Origin of the sequence: Kitasatospora sp. NPDC097605 (assembly GCF_040302725.1) — a bacterium.
Taxonomy (GTDB): Bacteria; Actinomycetota; Actinomycetes; order Streptomycetales; family Streptomycetaceae; genus Kitasatospora.
Window position 1 is genome coordinate 1 of the sequence record NZ_JBEOSF010000067.1, and the last position, 18386, is coordinate 18386.

Below are 18386 nucleotides of genomic sequence, written 5' to 3' on the forward strand. Positions count from 1 at the left end.
CTGCAGGGGGGACCCTGTGGGAGAGTAGGACGCCGCCGAACAAATTTTAGAAAGAACCCCCGCCGGTTATCCGGCGGGGGTTCTTTGCGTTTCCGCGCATCCCGAAGGGCGCCGAGGCCGGCGGACCCCGTCAGCCCGGCCGCCGCCGTGTGGGGCCCATCAAAATGGCGCTAAAACTCCCAGCTCAGGGCCCAGATCGCTGGCAAAACGAAGCCTGCGCCGTAGTCTCGAAGGCGAAGGGAACTGGTGTCCGGGATGGCCGCCAGGCACGGCCGGATCAAGAATGGTGCACATGGGACGCGGCAGGCTGCGGATCTACCTCGGGGCGGCCCCCGGGGTCGGGAAGACGTACGCCATGCTCGCGGAAGCGCACCGGCGGTCGGAGCGGGGGACGGACGTCGTGGTGGCGTTCGTCGAGGATCACGGGCGCCGGCACACGGCCGAGCAGGTCACCGGTCTCGAAGTGGTGCCTCGGCGGGAGCTGACGCACCGCGGGGCCGTGTTCACGGAGATGGACCTGGACGCGGTGCTGGCGCGCCGGCCGCAGGTCGCGCTGGTCGACGAGCTGGCGCACACCAATGTGCCTGGGTGCCGCAACGCGAAGCGGTGGCAGGACGTCGAGGAACTGCTCGCGGCCGGGATCGACGTCATCTCGACGGTCAACATCCAGCACCTGGAGTCGCTCGGCGACGTCGTCGAGGGCATCACGGGGGTGCGGCAGCGGGAGACCGTCCCGGACGAGGTGGTCCGCCGGGCCGACCAGATCGAGCTCGTCGACATGTCGCCGCAGGCACTGCGGCGCCGGCTGGCGCACGGCAACGTGTACGCGCCGGAGAAGATCGACGCGGCGCTCGCCCACTACTTCCGGCCGGGGAACCTGACGGCGCTGCGCGAGCTGGCGCTGCTGTGGACGGCCGACCGGGTCGACGAGTACTTGCAGAAGTACCGGGCCGAGCAGGGCATCAAGGGGACCTGGCAGGCACGCGAGCGGATCGTGGTCGGTCTGACGGGCGGGCCGGAGGGCGCGACGCTGATCCGTCGGGCGGCCAGGATCGCGGCCCGCGGGTCGGGCGGTGAGCTGCTGGCCGTGCACATCTCGCGCTCGGACGGGCTGGCCGGTTCGGGCTCGGGGTCCTCGCAGACGCTGATCGAGCAGCGGGCGCTGGTGGAGAGCCTGGGCGGTTCGTACCACGCGGTGCTGGGCGACGACCCGGCCGCCGGGCTGCTGGACTTCGCGCGGGGTGTGAACGCGACGCAGATCGTGCTGGGCACCAGTCGCCGGCCCGCCTGGCAGTACGTCTACGGGCCGGGCGTGAGCGGCACGGTGACCCGTGAGTCGGGCGACATCGACGTGCACATCGTCACGCACGAGCACGCCGCGAAGGGGCGTGGGCGGATTCCGATCCGCAAGGTGACCGATCTGGGCCGGACGCGGACGATCGCGGGCTGGCTGATCGGGGTGGCGGGGCCGCCGCTGCTGGCGCTGGTGCTCATCAACGTCCACGGCCTGGGCCTCACCACGGACATGATGCTGTTCCTGTCGCTGACGGTGTGCGCGGCGCTGGTGGGCGGACTGTTCCCGGCGATCGCCTCGGCGCTGGTCGGGTCGACCGCGCTGAACTACTACTTCGCGCCGCCGATCCACACGTTCACGATCGACGAGCCGCAGAACATCATGGCGGTGGCGATATTCACCGCGGTCGGCATGGCCGTGGCCTCGGTGGTCGACCTGGCGGCCCGGCGCACCCACCAGGCGGCGCGCAGCCAGACCGAGGCGCAGACGCTGAGCGCGCTGGCCGGCACGGTGCTGCGCGGGTCGCCGAACGGGGACGGGGTGCTGACCGCGCTGCTGGAGCAGGTCCGGGAGACCTTCCAGCAGGACTCGGTGGCGCTGCTGGAGCGGCCCGACCGGCTCGGCGAGTGGCAGGCGGTGGCGACGGCGGGCCCGCGTCCGCCGGAGCGGCCGGAGACGGCCGACGTGGACGTGCCGGTCGGCGAGACGCTGGCGCTGGTGCTGCGTGGTCGGGTGCTGCCGGGGGAGGACCGCCGGCTGCTCGGGGCCTTCGCCGCGCAGGCGGCCGTGGTGCTGGAGCGCCGGCGGCTGGCGGGGGAGGCGGCGGCCGCCCGGCGGGAGGCCGAGGGGAACCGGATCCGGACCGCCCTGCTGGCGGCCGTCTCGCACGATCTGCGGACCCCGCTCGCGGGGATCAAGGCCTCGGTGAGTTCGCTCCGTTCGGCGGACGTGGAGTGGGACGAGGAGGACGAGGCGGAACTGCTGGCGGGGATCGAGGCCGGCGCCGACCGGCTCGACCATCTGATCAACAACCTGCTCGACATGAGCCGGCTGCAGACCGGCACGGTGACGCCGCTGATCCAGGAGACCGATCTGGACGAGGTGGTGCCGTTCGCGCTGGGCGGGGTGCCGCCGGGGGCGGTCCGGCTGGACGTGCCGGAGACGCTGCCGATGATCCGGGCCGACGGCGGGCTGCTGGAGCGGTCGCTGGCCAATCTGGTCGAGAACGCCGTCAAGTACAGCCCGGACGGGGTGAAGGTGCTGGTCAAGGCCGATGCCCTGGAGCCGGCGGACGGGCCGGGCCGGGTGGAGCTGCGGATCGTGGACCGGGGGCCGGGGGTGCCGGAGGACGCCAAGGAACGGATCTTCGCGCCGTTCCAGCGGTACGGGGACGCGCCGCGCGGTGCCGGGGTGGGTCTCGGGCTCGCGGTGGCGCGCGGGTTCGTCGAGGCGATGGACGGCACGGTGTCCGCCGAGGACACCCCGGGCGGCGGGCTGACCATGGTCGTCACCCTGCCCGCCGTCGAGCGCGCCCCGGCCCCCGGGCGGCCGGACTCCGACGGACCGGACCCCGACGGACCGGCCCACGACGGACCGGATCCCGACGGGCCGGTCCAGGACGCCGCCGACCCCGGCGAGCCGGAGCCGGCCCCGCCCCCGGCATGATCGGGTCCGCCGCCCGATGACCGTTGAACGACCATGTCCGATCCGACCGACAGCCCCGAAAGGCGGAGCCCGTATGACCCGGGTCCTCGTCGTGGACGACGAACCGCAGATCGTCCGCGCGCTGGTGATCAACCTCAAGGCCCGCAAGTACGAGGTCGACGCGGCGCATGACGGCGCGAGCGCCCTGGAACTCGCCGCAGCCCGCCATCCCGACGTCGTCGTCCTCGACCTCGGCCTGCCCGACATGGACGGGGTCGAGGTGATCAAGGGCCTGCGCGGCTGGACCCGGGTGCCGATCATCGTGCTCTCCGCCCGGCACGCCTCCGACGAGAAGGTCGAGGCCCTGGACGCCGGCGCCGACGACTACGTCACCAAGCCCTTCGGCATGGACGAGCTGCTGGCCCGGATGCGCGCCGCCGTCCGCCGGGCCGAGCCGGTCGCCGGGGAGGACGGCTCGGTGGTGGTCACCGACAGCTTCACCGTCGACCTGGCGGCGAAGAAGGTGAACCGCGACGGCACCGACATCCGCCTTACCCCGACCGAGTGGCATCTGCTGGAGGTGCTGGTCCGCAACGCGGGCCGGCTGGTCAGCCAGACCCAGCTGCTCCAGGAGGTCTGGGGCCCGGCCTACCGGACCGAGACGAACTACCTGCGGGTCTACCTCGCCCAGCTGCGGCGCAAGCTCGAACGCGACCCCTCGCACCCACGGCACTTCATCACCGAGCCGGGCATGGGCTACCGCTTCGAAGGGTGAGCGGACGGGCCGGATCCGGTGCCCGGCCGGTCGCCGCCCGGTGCCCCCGGGGCACCGGGGCGGCCCGTGCGGCCTGCCGCCGGGGCCCTCGGAACCGGTACCCTTCCGGCATGAGTGGTGACAACAGCAGCGGGCCGCCGCAGGGGCGCTTCCGCCGCATGCTCAGCCGGCTGACCTCCTCCACCGAGGAGCTGGAGGCCGAGGAGCTGCGCCAGGAGAGCGCCGCGGAGTCGGGCTGCACCCCGATCGCCAGCTGCGGGGACCGGCAACTGGTCACCGTCGCCGGTACTCTGCGCACCGTGACGCTCCGCCCGAGGGCCGGGGTGCCCGCCCTGGAGGCGGAGCTCTTCGACGGCACCGAGGCGCTGGACGTGGTCTGGCTCGGGCGCCGCTCCATCGCGGGCATCGAGCCGGGGCGCCGTCTGGTCGCCAGCGGCCGGATCAGCCACGCGCGCGGCCGCCGGGTGCTGTTCAACCCCCGCTACGAGCTGCGTCCGGTCGGACACGGGAGCGAATGAGCGTGAGCAACCAGCCCGGCGGCGATCCCGCCGCCCAGCTCGGCCTGGTGGACATCGCCCACGACGAGGAGGCGGCCCGGCAGGCGCAGGCCTCCCGCGAGGCCGCCGACACTGTGATGAAGGCGTTCGGCGGCGTCCGGGGCATGATCGACATGACCCTGCCCGGCCTGGTCTTCATCATCACCTACAACATCACCCACAAGGTGCCGACGGCCGCGTGGGCGGCGCTCGGTCTGACGGTGCTGTTCGTGGTGGTGCGGCTGCTGAAGCGGGAGACCGTCCAGCACGCCTTCAGCGGGGTGTTCGGCGTCGCCATCAGCGCCTGGATCTCGATGAAGACCGGCAAGGCGGAGGACTTCTATCTGCCGGGCCTGCTCTGGAACGTCGGCTACTGCGTGGGCCTGGCCGTCTCGGCGCTGGTCCGCTGGCCGCTGATCGGCATCATGCTCGGCCCGGTGACCGGTGAGATGTTCACCTGGCGCAAGCAGAACCCGGGCCGGTTGGCCGCCTACACCAAGGCCACCTGGGCATGGGTGCTGATCATGGGCATCAAGCCGGTGATCCTCTTCCCGCTGTACTTCACCCACAACGTCAACCTGCTGGGCTGGCTCAAGGTCGCCCTGGGCATCCCGCCGCTGCTGCTGGCGATGTACGTGACCTGGCAGATCCTGCTGAAGGCGCCGCCGCCGATCAAGGCGCAGCTGGACGAGGAGCCGGCCGAGGAGCACCCCGCCGGCCCGTAGCCGGAGCGCGGACGCGGCGGACCCGCGACGCCGGGGACCCGCACGGCCGAGGGCCCGCACTCGAAGCGAGTGCGGGCCCTCGGCGTTCCCCGGCTGCGGGCTACTGCGCGCCGGCCGAGCTGGAGAGCAGGTTCTCCAGCTCCTCCTCGCGCTCCTGGGCGGCCACGAAGAGCAGCTCGTCGCCGCCCTCCAGGGTGTCGTCCTTGCGGGGCACCAGGACCCGGCCCTCGCGGAGGATGGTCACCAGGGCGGTGTCCGGCGGCCACGGCACGTCGCCGACCCGGGTGCCGACCAGCTCGGTGTCCTCGGCGAGGGTCAGCTCGACGAGGTTGGCGTTGCCCTGGCTGAAGCGCATCAGCCGGACCAGGTCGCCGACGCTGACCGCCTCCTCGACGAGGGCGGACATCAGGCGCGGCGTGGAGACGGCCACGTCCACGCCCCAGGACTCGTTGAAGAGCCACTCGTTCTTGGGGTTGTTCACCCGGGCGACCACCCGCGGCACGCCGTACTCGGTCTTCGCGAGCAGCGACACGACCAGATTGACCTTGTCGTCGCCGGTCGCGGCGATCACCACGTGGCAGCGCTGCAGCGCCGCCTCGTCCAGCGAGGTGATCTCGCAGGCGTCGGCCAGCAGCCACTCCGCCATGGGCACCCGCTCCACCGAGATGGAGTTCGGGTTCTTGTCGATCAGCAGGACCTCGTGGCCGTTCTCCAGCAGCTCGCCCGCGATCGAGCGGCCGACGGCGCCGGCCCCGGCAATGGCGACTCGCATCAGTGACCTTCCTTCTGCGGGCCCTGCGCGAACGCGGCCTCGACCGCCGTCAGGTCGGCCCGGCGCAGCATCACGTGCACCAGGTCGCCCTCCTGCACCACCATCTGGGGCGAGGGCAGCAGGCCCTCACCGAGCCGGGTGACGAACGCCACCCGGGCGCCGGAGACCGCCTCCAGCTCGCTCACCCGGTGGCCCACCCACTCCGGGGCGTAGGCGACCTCGGCGAGCTGGACGGCGCCGCTCGGGTCCTGCCAGAGCGGCTCGGCGCCGCTCGGCAGCAGGCGGCGCAGCATCTGGTCGGCCGTCCAGCGGACGGTGGCGACGGTGGGGATGCCCAGGCGCTGGTAGACCTCGGCGCGCCGGGGGTCGTAGATCCGGGCCGCGACGTTCTCCACGCCGAAGTTCTCCCGGGCCACCCGGGCGGCGATGATGTTGGAGTTGTCACCGCTGGAGACGGCGGCGAAGGCGCCCGCCTCCTCGATGCCGGCCTCCTTCAGGGTGTCCTGGTCGAAGCCGACCCCGGTCACCCGGCGCCCGTTGAACCCGGCGCCGAGCCGGCGGAAGGCCGTCGGGTCCTGGTCGACCACGGCCACCGAGTGGCCCTGTTTCTCCAGCGCGCGGGCGAGTGCGGAGCCCACCCGGCCGCAGCCCATGATGACGATGTGCACCGGCGCTACCTCACCCGTCCTATAGGGGCCATGACCTGCGCAAACACCGTTCGATCTCCGTTTCCCCGCCCCGCTGTCCGGGGTGGGCGTCCTCGTGGGGCTCGGCACGACAACCACAGTGTTGCCCGCCTGCTCGTATCCGACACGCTAGCCGGTCCACCGAACACAGTCGCGACGAAGGGGGCATCAACGGGGGGCGTCCGTCGGACCGGGCGGCACACTGCCCCTACGATTCCTTAACGTGCCTATGCCGACTGACCTACCGAAACGCATCCTCATCGGGCGTGCGTTGCGCAGCGACAAGCTGGGGGAGACGCTGCTCCCCAAGCGCATCGCGCTGCCCGTCTTCGCCTCGGACGCGCTCTCCTCGGTCGCGTACGCGCCCGAGGAGATCCTGCTGACCCTCTCCCTGGCGGGTGCCTCTGCCATCCACTTCTCGTGGCAGATCGGCGTCGTGGTCGCCATCGTCATGCTCGCGGTGGTGGCCTCGTACCGGCAGAACGTGCACGCCTACCCGAGCGGCGGCGGCGACTACGAGGTCGCCACCGTGAACCACGGCCCGAACTCCGGCCTGGTGGTCGCGAGCGCGCTGATGGTCGACTACATCCTCACCGTGGCGGTCTCCACCACCTCGGGCGTGGCCAACGTGGTGTCGGCGGTGCCGGCGCTGCGCGGGCACGAGCTGACCCTGTCGGTCGTCGTGGTCATCCTGCTGATGGGGATGAACCTGCGCGGCGTCCGCGAGTCCGGTACGGCTTTCGCCGTCCCGACCTACGCCTTCATGATCGGCGTGCTCGGCATGGTGGTGTACGGCGTGGTCCGGCACTTCGGGCTGGGGCAGGACATGCCCTCCGAGAGTTCCGGCTTCCATCTGGAGCCGACCCCGGGGAACGAGAACCTGGCCGGGTTCGCCATGGTGTTCCTGCTGCTCAAGGCGTTCTCCTCGGGCTGTGCGGCGCTGACCGGCGTGGAGGCGATCTCCAACGGCGTGCCGGCGTTCCGCAAGCCGAAGAGCAAGAACGCGGCGACCACCCTGCTGATGATGGCGACCATCGCCGTCGTGATGTTCATGGGCATCATCTGGCTGGCCCGGCTGACCGGCGTCCAGATGGCCGAGGAGCCCCACCAGCTGGTCGGCGCGCCCGGCGACTACCACCAGAAGACGGCGCTGGCCCAGATCAGCGAGGCGGTGTTCTCGAACTTCACGCCGGGCTTCTACTTCGTCGCGGCCGTCACCGGCCTGATCCTGGTGCTGGCCGCCAACACCGCGTTCAACGGCTTCCCGGTGCTGGGCTCGATCCTGGCCCAGGACCGCTATCTGCCGCGCCAGCTGCACACCCGCGGCGACCGGCTGGCTTTCTCCAACGGCATCATCCTGCTGGCGCTGGCCGCGATCCTGTTCATCATCGCCTTCGACGCGGACCCGACCCGGCTGATCCAGCTGTACATCGTCGGCGTCTTCGTGTCGTTCAACATGAGCCAGTCCGGCATGATCCGGCACTGGACCAGGAACCTGCGCACCGAGACCGACCCGGCCAAGCGCCGACACATGCAGCGCAGCCGGGCGATCAACACCTTCGGCCTGGTGATGACCATGGCGGTGCTGATCGTCGTGCTCGCCACCAAGATCAGCCACGCCTGGATCGCCATCGCGGCGATGGTCGTGCTGTTCGTGATGATGAAGGCGATCCGCCGGCACTACGACCGGGTCTCCGACGAGCTGGTCGCCGCCGAGGAGCCGGACGACGTGGTGCTGCCCACCCGGGTGCACGCGATCGTGCTGGTCTCCAAGCTGCACAAGCCGGCGCTGCGGGCGCTGGCGTACGCGCGGCTCGCGCGGGCGCACACCCTGGAGGCGGTGACCGTGAACGTCGACCCGGCGGACACGGCGGCGCTGCGCGAGGAGTGGGACGAGCGCGGGATCGAGGTGCCGCTCAAGGTGCTGGACTCGCCGTACCGGGAGATCACCGGGCCGGTGCTGGACTACGTGAAGAACCTGCGCCGCAGCAGCCCGCGCGACGTGGTGTCGGTCTACATCCCCGAGTACGTGGTCGGCCACTGGTACGAGCACCTGCTGCACAACCAGAGCGCGCTGCGGCTCAAGGGCCGGCTGCTGTTCAAGCCGGGTGTGATGGTGACCTCGGTGCCGTGGCAGCTGGAGTCCTCGGAGCGGCGCAAGCCGCAGAAGGCCTGGTCGGCACCGGGTGCCGTCCGGCGTGGTGAGCCGCGGGCGCCCAAGGCCGTAAAGTCGGAAGTCTCGGCGAAGCCCGCCGGCCCCGCTGACGACAGTACGAAGGACGCCTCCCAGTGACCCGCAACACCCCGTCTCGTTCCCACGGTTCCTCGGGCAAGGGCGCCCGCAAGGGCGGTGCCGCCAAGCCCGGACAGGTCGCCCGGCCGCGCTGGGGCAAGCCGTCGCGGCCGGAGGCGACCGACCGCGACGGGCTCACCGCGCGGACGGCGCCGCTCGCGCCGGAGGAGCGCGCCCCGCAGCGCGAGGAGGAGCCGTCGCGCCCGGCGCGCGGCGAGGAGCGCGAGGGCGGGCAGGCGCAGCCGAAGGGCGGCGCGCGCCCGCGCAAGCAGCAGGCGGTGCGCCCGCCGCGGGCGCTGCGCGCCGGTGCCCGCGCGTCCCGGGCCGAGGCCGCTCCCAAGGCGGCCAAGGCGTCCAGGGCCCCCAAGGCGCCCGCGGCGCCGAAGGCCCCCACCGGCGACCCGCTGGTCGGCGAGCGCTACGAGGTCGAGGTCGGCCCCGTCGCGCACGGCGGCGGGCACTGCGTGGCCCGGCACGAGGGCCGGGTGCTGTTCGTCCGGCACGCGCTGCCGGGCGAGAAGGTGATCGCGCGGGTCACCGAGGGCACCACCACCTCGCGCTTCCTGCGGGCCGACGCGGTGGAGGTCCTGGAGCCCGCCAAGGAGCGGATCGCCCCGCCGTGCCCGTTCGCCGGGCCCGGCAAGTGCGGCGGCTGCGACTGGCAGCACGTCACGCCGGGCGGCCAGCGCAAGCTCAAGGTGCAGGTGCTGACCGAGCAGCTGGCCAAGCTGGCCGGCCTGAGTCCGGCCGAGGCCGGCTGGGACGGCAGCGTCGAGCCGGTCGGCGGCAAGCTGCCGGCCGGCCAGGTGCCGGCTTGGCGCACCCGGGTCCAGTACGCCGTCGACCCGGGCAGCGGCAAGGTCGGGCTGCGCAAGCACCGCTCGCACGAGATCCAGCCGGTCGACCGCTGCCTGATCGCCGCGGAGGGCGTCACCGAGCTGGGCGTGGAGGCCCGCGACTGGCCGGGCGTCGTCTCGGTCGAGGCGATCGCCGCCTCCGGCTCCTCGGACCGCCAGGTGGTGCTGACCCCGGCGCCGGGCGCCCAGCTGCCGCTGGTCGAGCTGGACCGCCCGGTCTCCATCGCCCGCATCGACGAGCAGGGCAACACCCACAAGGTGCACGGCCGCGGCTTCGTGCGCGAGCGCGCCGCCGGGCGGACCTGGCGGGTCAGCAACGGCGGCTTCTGGCAGATCCACCCGGAGGCGCCGGACACCCTGGTCGACGCCGTCCTCGACGGCCTGGACCCGCAGTGGGGCGAGAACGCGCTCGACCTGTACTGCGGTGTGGGCCTGTTCGCGGGCGCGCTGGCCGACCGGGTCGGCGAGGACGGCGCGGTGCTCGGCATCGAGTCGGGCAAGCAGGCGGTCGCCGACGCCCGGCACAACCTGGCGGCGCTGGAGAACGTCCGGATCGAGTGCGACCGGGTGGAGTCGCTGCTGCCGCGCACCGGCATCACCGCGACCGACCTGATCGTGCTCGACCCGCCGCGCGCGGGCGCCGGCCGGGAGACCGTCGCCCACCTGGTGGGCCTCGGCGCCCGCCGGATCGCCTACGTGGCCTGCGACCCGGCGGCCCTCGCCCGGGACCTCGCCTTCTTCCGCGAGGGCGGCTACCGGCCGGTCTCGCTGCGGGCCTTCGACCTGTTCCCGATGACGCACCACTTCGAGTGCGTCGCGATCCTGGAGCCCGTCGAGGCCGAGTGACCCGCGGCCGACGACGGAGGCGGTACCCGGGATCGTCCGGGTACCGCCTCCGTCTTTCGTCCGTCTCCCGCCGGTCGGGCGTCGTCGCGGGCGGCTCAGGGCAGGTGGTGTTCCTCTTCCTGGGCGTCGTGCGGCAGGGCGATGCCGTGCTGGGCGGCGAGCCGGATCAGCGAGGCGATCCTGCCCTCGTACGCCTGGACGCCGTCGGCGTCCCCTTCGGCCCGGGCGGCCGCGAGTTCCTTGCGGGCCTGGGCGAGCTGCTCGCGCAGCTCCTGGTCGAACATGGCTGTCATTGCCGGCCTCCACACCGGTCGGTGCCGCTCCAGGGAATGCTCGGGGCACTTCAGCGTCTCCGAAGGTGAAGAACTCTTCAAGTCTCCCTCTCGGCGGGTGCCGGGTGCCCGGGCGTCGGATGCGGCGGGCGGGCGTACGCGGGGGTCGCGCACGGGGGCCGTGCGCGCCCTTGTTGTGCTAGCACTTCAGCGCTAGCTTGAGGTTCATGGGTAAGAAGCAGCTGAACGTCCGGGTGGACGCCACCACCGCGGAGATGGCCCGGGAACGGGCGGAACAGCAGGGGATCAGCATGAACCAGTACATCGAGCGCCTGGTCCAGCAGGACATGGGCGAGGCCGGGCGGGTGTTCGTCGACGCGGCCGCCCAGTTCATGAAGGAGTACGAGACGGCGTTCCTCGCCGAGTTCGGCGAGCAGCGGGGCGGAGCCGACCTCCAGGACGTGCGCCGTTGAAACTGGAGGTCGACCTCTCGTGGCTGCTCATGACCGCCGAGCAGTACACGCCCGGTGACCCGCAGGTCACCGACTACGGATCGCTGCTCGCCGCCGTCGCCCGGCACCAGGCCGAGATCTTCGACATCGCCGTCTACCCCGAACCGCAGGACCGCGCCGCCGCCCTCATGCACCAGCTGATCCGGGTGCCGGCGCTGGAGAAGACCAACGAACTGTTCGCCACCGCCGCCGCCTACGCCTACCTGGTGGCCAGCGGCTGCACGGTGGCGACCACCGCCCGCGAGGTGCGCAGCCTCGCCCGGGCCATCCGCGAGGGGCGGCTGACCGTCTCCGGGGTGGCGGACCGGCTGGCCGCCTGGGTGGTCGACGAGGCCGAGGACGAGGAGGTCAGCGGCGAGGACGACGACGACTCGGAGTAGCGGGCTCAGCGGGTCTCGACCGGCTCGGCGATCAGCGCGGTCGCGAACGGACGGAAGCCCGCTCGGCGGTAGATCCGGGCCACGTCCTCGTCGGCGGCGGACAGGAACACCGTCCGCACCCCGTGCGCCCGGGCGTGCGCGACCAGCGCCGCGGTGACCGCCTGCCCCAGCCCGCGCCGCCGCGCCGAGGGCAGCGTGCCCACGCCCGCCACCTCGGTGACCGGGCCGACCGGGTTGTGCTGGCCCGCGCAGAGCGGCGTGCCGCCCTCGAACGCCGCGGCGAGCACCGTCTGCCCGGCGGCGATCCGCCCGGCCACCCGCTCCGCCGTGCCGTCGGCCGCCACCGCCTCGGCCCGCGCGGCGAGTAGCGCCACCCCGGCCTCGCCCACACCGGTGCCCGGCTCGCCGAACGCCAGGTGCGGCACGGCCAGCGCGAGCGCGAGCGCCGGGTCGTCGCCGGTCAGCACCCGCACCGACGCCCCGCCCGGGACGTCCGGCGCGTCCTGCCCCGGACCCAGCACCAGCAGCGGGTGCTCGTGCACCGTCAGCCCCGCCTCCTCCACCGCCGCCCGCAGCAGCGGGTCGTGCTCCGCCACCCACTCGAAGGCCAGCGGCAGACCCAGCTCCCGCTGGCGGTCCAGCACCCGGCGGACGTCATCGGCGGTCGCGGCCGCGCCCTGGTGGCCCAGCGCCGGACGGGCGTAGTACGGCCAGCCGGCGCCCTCGCGCACGAAGAGGCTCAGCGGACCGAAGTCCTCGACGCGCGCCGCGGAGCGCGGGACCGCGTCGTAGTAGCGCTCGATCTCCTCGAGGAGGTCCGCGTCGGGCGCGGAAGGGACGGCTGCAAGATCGTCAGAGGTCACGCCGTGCATCCAAGCAGGCCCGACGCGTTCCTGCCAGGGATTTGCCCGCCCGGCGGGGAGCCCGGGGCAGCGGCCGCAGGCCCGCCGGCACCCCCGGAAACCGCCAGGCCCGGGCAATTCGCCGCGATTGTTGCCCAACGCTTACAGGCCGGGCGATCTTGTGTGCGGGCCCCATGACATCCTGGGGCCTTTACAGCTCTGCCGGACGGGAACGGCGGACGTCCGCGCTGGGCGAAGCGAGGGGGATGACTGGGTCATGAGGCTCTGCTTTCTGGTGGAGGAGCACTACCGGCACGACGGCATGCCGCTGGACGTCGTACGCCAACTCACCGCGTGGGGGCACCGGGTGGACGTGCTGCGCCCCGGCGACTCGCTGATGGCGATCTCCGAGGCGGTCCGCGCCGGAAGCCACGACGCCTGGGTGCTCAAGACCGTCTCCGGCGGACCCGGCCTCACCCTGCTGGAAGCCGCCGCCGCCGTCGGCCTCACCACCGTCAACGACGTCCGCTCCATCCGCGGCGTCCGCGACAAGGCCCTCGCCTCGGTCATCGCCCGCACCCGCGGGCTGCCCGTCCCCGTCACCTACGCGGCCGCCCGCTGGGAACGGCTCGCCGAGATCCCCGCCGCCGAGTACCCGCTGGTCGTCAAACCCGCCGACGGCAGCTCCGGGCGGGCCGTACGGCTCGTCCGCGACCCCGGCCACCTCGCCGAACTCGGCCCCCTGCTGGCCGGCGAGGGCCTGCTCATCGCCCAGCCCCACGTGCCCAACTCCGGCACCGACCTCAAGGTGTACTGCGTCGACGGCGAGCTCTACGCCACCGAACGGTGCTCGCCGCTCAACCCCGACCAGGGCGTGCGGGAGCGTCAGGTGCCGCTGCCCGCCGAGGTCGCGCGGATCGCCGCGCAGGTCGGCGAGGTGTTCGGACTCGACCTGTACGGCGTCGACGTGCTGCTCGGACCGGACGGGCCCGTCGTCGTCGACATCAACGACTTCCCGAGCTTCCGCCAGGTGCCGGACGCGGTGGCGCGCGTCGCGCACGCGATCCTGCGACTGGCCCGCACCGGCACGGCCGTCACGGCGCCCGCCGTGGCACTGGACGCCTCCGGGCTGGAGACCGTCGGACTCGGCGCGGGGGCCGTCCGGATGCCCGCGCAGGGCGGCGCCGCCCTCGGGCGCGGCGGACTCGGCGTCGGCAACGTGGGCGTCGGCGGCGCGCTGTGAGGATCGGACTGATCACCTCCGCCCCGGACCACCCGCTGCTCGCCGCGGCCGGCGCGCTGCTGACCGCGGACGGCCACCGGGTCGAGGCACTCGACCCGGCGGACCCGCCCGCCACGGGCACCGGCCCGCTCGCCGACGTCTACCTGCTCAAGGCCCGCACCCCGGCGGCCCTCGCACTCGCCCGGTCGCTGGAGGAACGCGGCGCGCCCGTCGTCAACCCGGCCGCCGCCACCGAACTCTGCCAGGACCGCACCGCCATGGCCGAACTCGCCCGGCGCGCCGGCCTGCCCTTCGCGCCCACCCGCACCGCCGAGCGCCCCGCCGCACTGCTCGCGGCGGCCGAGGCCGGCGAACTCGCCCTCCCCCTGGTCGTCAAGAGCCGGCACAGCCGCCGCCACGACCTCGTCACCCGGGTCGACGACACCTCCCGGCTGCGCGCCCTCGCCGACCAGTGGCCCGACGAACCCGTCATCGCCCAGCCCTACCTGCCGAGCACCGGCTGGGACCAGAAACTCTGGGTCGTCGCCGGACAGCTCTTCTGCGCCCGCCGGCGCTCCGAACTCGCCGACCCGGCCGACCTCGGCCTCGTCGGCCACGTCGGTCCGCCGCAGGGCGCGGACGGCTTCGGACCCGACGACCTGCCCGCCGGACGGGCCCGGCTCGCCCTGCGGGTCGGCGAGGTCTTCGGCCTCGACGTCTACGGCGTCGACCTGCTCGACGGGCCCCACCGACCGGTCGTCGTCGACGTCAACGCCTTCCCGGGCATCCGGGGACAGGCCGGCGCGCCCGAGGCCCTGGCCGCACTCGCCCTGCGGACCGCCGCCGCGGGCCCGCCGCCCCTGCCCCGCCCCCGCGCACACGCCCCGGCGGATGCGGGACCGGGCGCCCCCGCTCGTTAGGCTGGCACCCCCGGCCCGAGCACCCGACCGGGCCGCGAGAGAAGACGGACCCTTGCTGCAGGACATCGAGCCCTACCTGGCCTGCCCCCACTGCGCGCAGCCGCTCACCCTCGACGGGCGCACCCTGCGCTGCCCCGCCGGACACAGCCACGACGTCGCCAAACACGGCTACGTCAGCCTGCTCGCCGGCGACGCCCACACCGGCACCGGCGACACCGCCGACATGGTCGCCGCCCGCAGCGACTTCCTCGCCGCCGGCCACTACCGGCCGATCGCCGACGCCCTCGCCGAGGCCGCCGCGGCCGCCGACCCCGAAGGACTCGTCGCCGACCTCGGCGCCGGCACCGGCCACTACCTCGCCCACGTCCTCGACGCCCTCCCCGGCCGGCCCGGGGCCGCCCTCGACATCTCCAAGTACGCGCTGCGCCGCGCCGCCAAGGCCCACCCCCGGATCGGCGCCGTGGTCTGCGACGCCTGGCGCCCGCTGCCGCTGCTGGACGCCTCCGCCGGGCTCGTCCTCAACGTCTTCGCCCCGCGCAACGGCCCCGAACTGCGCCGCGTGCTGCGCCCCGGCGGCACCCTGCTGCTCGTCGCGCCCACCGCGCGCCACCTGCGCGAACTCGTCGGCGCGCTGGGACTGCTGTCGGTCGACGAGGAGAAGCAGCGGCGCATCGACGACAAGCTCGGGCCCCACCTGACGCCGGCCGGGCAGCGCGAGGTCGAGTTCACCCTGCGGCTGTCCGCCGAGGACGTGCGGACCGTGGTCGGCATGGGCCCGAGCGCCTGGCACACCGACCAGGACCGGCTGGCGCGGCGGCTCGCCGCGCTGCCGGACCCGGTCGAGGTGACGGCGTCCGTCACCGTCGCGGCCTACCGGCGCTGAGACGGGGCCACGGCGGCGCCCCGACCGGGCCTCGACGGGGCCTCGACGGGGCCGAGCCGGCCCCGCGCGCCGGAGGACGGCGCGGGCCCGGCGTCACGCGCCGGGGCCACCCCGATGGGATGAATCTGGCGGGCAGGCACGTTTCTGCCTCCCGACCGGCCGCTAACGTCCGACGGGTGAACCGCGACGCCACCCGGCCCGCCGTGCCGGCCCACCCGCAGCAGCGCAGCCCGCATCCCGGCGCGCCGACCGTCCGGCGCCCGATCGTCGAGGAGATCCGGCTCATCTCCTTCAAGTCCTACCGGCGCGCGACCCTCCCGCTCGCGCCCCTCACCGTGCTGCACGGGCCCGCCGGCGTCGGCAAGTCCAACGCGCTCGACGCCCTCGCCGTCCTCTCCCGGCTCGCCCTCGGCGAGGAGATCGCCACCTCCCTCGACGGACGGCCCGGCACCACCGGCCCGCTCGCCACCCCCGTCCGCGGCGGCCTCGCCGGCTGCGTGCCGCACGGCCGCAACGCCCTCATCCTCGGCTGCACCGTCGCCTCCCCGGACGGCCCGATCGGCCTCGAACTCGTCGTCCGCACCGACGGGCCGGTCCGCATCGCCCGGGAACAGCTCACCCTCGACGGGCAGACCCTCGTCGAGACCGGCGAACAGGACCCGCGCAAGAACCGCGTCAACGTCAGCTGGCACAACGACACCCGGCAGGGCGACATCCGCGCCCCCTTCCCCAGCGGCACACTGATCACCGCCCAGATCCCGCTGCGGGTCGCCGGCTCCTCGCCAGGCGAACGCAAGGTCCTCGCCGCCGCCGAACAACTGCTCACCGCGCTGCGCGAGGTCTTCCCCGTCCACCCCGTGCCCGCCCTGATGCGCGGTTGGGCCCGCCCCCACCCGCAGGCCCGGCTGCGCAGCACCGCCGCCAACATCTCCGCCGTCATCGCCCGGCTCAGCAACGAGTGCCCCCGCCGCTACGGGCAGCTGCTGCGCGTCGTCCAGTCCGCCGCCCCGCACCCGCTGCTCGGCCTCGACCTCGCCCACCGCGGCAGCGGCGCCGACCAGCGGGTGCTCGCCGTGTTCGACGAGGGCGTCCTCGGGCGCACCGGCGCCGACCAGGCCTCCGACGGGATGCTGCGCCACCTGGCGTTCGCCGCGGTGCTGCTCACCGGCGCCGGGGTGCTGGACCTCGACGTGGCGGTCGAGGTGCCGTGGGCGCACCGGCAGCTCACCGTGCTCGCCGACGACCTCGGGGCCGGCCTCGGCACCGACCAGACGGCTTCGCTGCTGCGGCTCGCCCGGGACATGGCCGGGCGCAACCAGTTGCGGGTGATCGCAACGCTCCAGGAGGCGGCCGCGGCGCGGGACGCGCTGGGCGGGGCGGGCGAACTGCCGCGCGGGGCGGCGGTGGTGGAGTGCCGGCGCGATCCCGGCTCGGGGCTGACGGTGCTGCGGTCGGAGACCGTGCGGGTGCCGGCCCAGGCGGCGCGGGACGGCGCGCCGGCCTCTCCCGTGCCGCTGCCTCGTCCGGCGCCCGGGCCGGTGGCGGGCGATGCGGTAAACCTGGACGGGTGAACGAACGAGAGACCGACATCCCCGGGCCCACGCTGGAAGGGCTGCGGCAGCGGCTGACGGAGTTCGCCGCGGCGCGCCGCTGGGAGCCCTTCCACACGCCCAAGAACCTCGCCGCGGCGCTGACCGTGGAGGCCGGCGAGCTGCTGGAGATCTTCCAGTGGCTCACGCCCGAGCAGGCGTCCGCGGTGATGGCCGACCCGGAGCGCGCCCACCGGGTGCGGGACGAGGTGGCTGACGTGCTCGCCTACCTGCTCCAGTTCTGCACGGCGGTCGGGGTCGACCCGCTGACCGCCCTGGAGGCCAAGATCGAGCGCAACGAGCTGCGCTTCCCGGCCCCCGGGGCGCCCGGTGCCGTCAACCCGGAGGAAGCCTCCTAAGCCTTGTGAGGGACGGCAGTTGTCCACAGCCCCCGGGTTGTCCACAGCTTTCCGATGCCCGCATGCGGGCTCTTCCGTCCCGGCGCACTCTCTCACCGTGACCGCGTGGCAGGGCGCCACGCGAGTGACGGAAGGAGGGCGCGGCATGGAGGCGCTGCGACTGATCAAGACCGCCCGGCACGCCCTGGCGGAGACCAGGAACATCCCGGACGTGCTGGCCGAGGCCCGGCAGGCCGCGTTGCTCGCCGAGGCGGTGGGCACCCGGCTCGGCAGGGACGAGGACGGCGAACTCGCCGGTCTCGGCCAGCAGTTGGGCGAGGCGGCGCTGCACGCCGTGTGCTGCCTGGACCATGCGACGGGGGACGTGGCGGGGGCGTCGGCCTTCGGGCCCGGCAGCCGGGCCCGAAGGCTCGGCGACCTCGGCGAGCTGGGGCCGATGCTGGACGAACTCGGCGGGCTCCTGCGGGACATCGGGGAGACGCTCGTCGTGCTGGCCTGCGGGGCCGACACCGAGAGCCTCTACTGGGCGTGCATCGACGGCGTCGACGCCGGGGCGGAGTGCACCCAGCTGGTCGGCCAACTGCGGGACGCCGTGCGGCGGCTCGCGGGCGAGCGGCCCGAGGAGGCGGAGGAGGGTCTGCTGGTGCTCCAGCTCGACCCGCCGGTGGAGGAGGTGGTTCGGGCGTCGGTGGGCTGAGGATCGGTGGAGTGGTCCCTGGACGGTCGGCGCCGCCGTCCAGTGGCCTCTCTCCGGAGCGGTGGTGGCCGGACGCGGCCCCCACCCCTGCACCCGGCCAGGGGCAGCACCGCTCACCATCCGACGCGGTCGTGGCGAGCGGGCGCAGTGGGACAACTGGATAGCGGGGCAACGGGAGTGGGTGGGAGCGGGAAGGGCGGAGGGAGGGGGGCGCAGCAGGCCGGTGGTTCGGAACTCCTGGCGGCCCAGCTCCGGGTGCCGGTGCAGGTCCCGCCGGAAGGC

18 protein-coding genes are annotated in these 18386 nt (G+C 73.9%); 14 read left to right on the plus strand and 4 right to left on the minus strand.

Annotated elements, in window-relative coordinates; translation table 11 throughout:
* The first annotated feature begins 292 nt into the window (after positions 1-292).
* The 4 genes from ABTX81_RS38800 to ABTX81_RS38815 all read left to right on the plus strand — a co-directional run bounded on the left by ABTX81_RS38800 (position 293) and on the right by ABTX81_RS38815 (position 4974).
* On the plus strand, positions 293-2959 hold the full coding sequence (locus tag ABTX81_RS38800; protein ID WP_350555529.1) for an ATP-binding protein: 2667 nt from the start codon (positions 293-295) through the stop codon (positions 2957-2959).
* A 73-nt stretch (positions 2960-3032) separates the two neighbouring features.
* Positions 3033-3713, plus strand: a complete 681-nt coding sequence (locus ABTX81_RS38805) for a response regulator (RefSeq protein WP_350555531.1) — start codon at positions 3033-3035, stop codon at positions 3711-3713.
* Positions 3714-3823: 110 nt separating this feature from the next.
* Positions 3824-4231: an OB-fold nucleic acid binding domain-containing protein gene (locus tag ABTX81_RS38810; protein ID WP_350555533.1), complete on the plus strand. Its 408-nt coding sequence runs from the start codon at positions 3824-3826 to the stop codon at positions 4229-4231.
* Positions 4228-4974 carry a DUF3159 domain-containing protein gene (locus ABTX81_RS38815; RefSeq protein ID WP_502892959.1) on the plus strand — a complete coding sequence of 249 codons (747 nt, stop codon included), beginning with the start codon at positions 4228-4230 and terminating at the stop codon, positions 4972-4974. Before ABTX81_RS38810 ends, ABTX81_RS38815 begins: the two co-directional genes overlap by 4 nt.
* Before the next feature lie 100 nt (positions 4975-5074).
* On the opposite strand, the gene ABTX81_RS38820 is transcribed toward ABTX81_RS38815, so the two are convergent.
* Both ABTX81_RS38820 and ABTX81_RS38825 read right to left on the minus strand, forming a co-directional pair.
* The gene (locus tag ABTX81_RS38820) at positions 5075-5746 is read right to left on the minus strand and encodes a potassium channel family protein (protein ID WP_350555537.1); all 672 of its coding nucleotides are present in this window, start codon (positions 5744-5746) and stop codon (positions 5075-5077) included.
* Positions 5746-6414, minus strand: a complete 669-nt coding sequence (locus ABTX81_RS38825) for a potassium channel family protein (RefSeq protein ID WP_350555539.1) — start codon at positions 6412-6414, stop codon at positions 5746-5748. Before ABTX81_RS38825 ends, ABTX81_RS38820 begins: the two co-directional genes overlap by 1 nt.
* Before the next feature lie 247 nt (positions 6415-6661).
* Between ABTX81_RS38825 and ABTX81_RS38830 the strand changes: the two genes are divergently transcribed.
* Positions 6662-8725, plus strand: a complete 2064-nt coding sequence (locus ABTX81_RS38830; protein ID WP_502892960.1) for an APC family permease — start codon at positions 6662-6664, stop codon at positions 8723-8725.
* A 404-nt stretch (positions 8726-9129) separates the two neighbouring features.
* Positions 9130-10428: a class I SAM-dependent RNA methyltransferase gene (locus ABTX81_RS38835; RefSeq protein ID WP_350555560.1), complete on the plus strand. Its 1299-nt coding sequence runs from the start codon at positions 9130-9132 to the stop codon at positions 10426-10428.
* A gap of 95 nt (positions 10429-10523) precedes the next feature.
* Here the strand turns inward: ABTX81_RS38835 and ABTX81_RS38840 are convergent, their stop codons facing one another.
* Positions 10524-10721, minus strand: coding sequence for a hypothetical protein (locus tag ABTX81_RS38840; protein WP_350555543.1), 198 nt, complete (start codon positions 10719-10721; stop codon positions 10524-10526).
* 206 nt (positions 10722-10927) lie between these two features.
* On the opposite strand from ABTX81_RS38840, the gene ABTX81_RS38845 reads away from it, so the two are divergent.
* Entirely contained in the window at positions 10928-11173 is a 246-nt protein-coding gene (locus ABTX81_RS38845) for a toxin-antitoxin system HicB family antitoxin (protein ID WP_344332776.1), read from the plus strand.
* Complete coding sequence (locus tag ABTX81_RS38850; RefSeq protein ID WP_350555545.1) at positions 11170-11592, plus strand: fic family toxin-antitoxin system, toxin component; 423 nt, start codon at positions 11170-11172, stop codon at positions 11590-11592. Before ABTX81_RS38845 ends, ABTX81_RS38850 begins: the two co-directional genes overlap by 4 nt.
* A 5-nt stretch (positions 11593-11597) precedes the next feature.
* Here ABTX81_RS38850 and ABTX81_RS38855 read toward each other — a convergent pair whose 3' ends face one another.
* Positions 11598-12455 carry a GNAT family N-acetyltransferase gene (locus ABTX81_RS38855; RefSeq protein WP_350555547.1) on the minus strand — a complete coding sequence of 286 codons (858 nt, stop codon included), beginning with the start codon at positions 12453-12455 and terminating at the stop codon, positions 11598-11600.
* A gap of 256 nt (positions 12456-12711) precedes the next feature.
* On the opposite strand from ABTX81_RS38855, the gene ABTX81_RS38860 reads away from it, so the two are divergent.
* The 6 genes from ABTX81_RS38860 to ABTX81_RS38885 all read left to right on the plus strand — a co-directional run bounded on the left by ABTX81_RS38860 (position 12712) and on the right by ABTX81_RS38885 (position 18104).
* Positions 12712-13677, plus strand: coding sequence for an ATP-grasp domain-containing protein (locus ABTX81_RS38860; RefSeq protein ID WP_350555549.1), 966 nt, complete (start codon positions 12712-12714; stop codon positions 13675-13677).
* A complete protein-coding gene (locus ABTX81_RS38865) occupies positions 13674-14576 on the plus strand; it encodes an ATP-grasp domain-containing protein (RefSeq protein ID WP_350555550.1) in 903 nt (300 codons plus the stop codon). The genes ABTX81_RS38860 and ABTX81_RS38865 overlap by 4 nt, the downstream gene beginning before the upstream one ends.
* Before the next feature lie 52 nt (positions 14577-14628).
* On the plus strand, positions 14629-15459 hold the full coding sequence (locus ABTX81_RS38870; RefSeq protein WP_350555552.1) for a putative RNA methyltransferase: 831 nt from the start codon (positions 14629-14631) through the stop codon (positions 15457-15459).
* A 176-nt stretch (positions 15460-15635) separates the two neighbouring features.
* Complete coding sequence (locus ABTX81_RS38875) at positions 15636-17030, plus strand: AAA family ATPase (protein ID WP_350555554.1); 1395 nt, start codon at positions 15636-15638, stop codon at positions 17028-17030.
* The gene (locus ABTX81_RS38880) at positions 17027-17407 is read left to right on the plus strand and encodes a nucleotide pyrophosphohydrolase (protein WP_350555556.1); all 381 of its coding nucleotides are present in this window, start codon (positions 17027-17029) and stop codon (positions 17405-17407) included. The genes ABTX81_RS38875 and ABTX81_RS38880 overlap by 4 nt, the downstream gene beginning before the upstream one ends.
* Before the next feature lie 145 nt (positions 17408-17552).
* A complete protein-coding gene (locus ABTX81_RS38885; protein WP_350555558.1) occupies positions 17553-18104 on the plus strand; it encodes a DUF6099 family protein in 552 nt (183 codons plus the stop codon).
* The last annotated feature ends 282 nt before the right edge of the window (positions 18105-18386 follow it).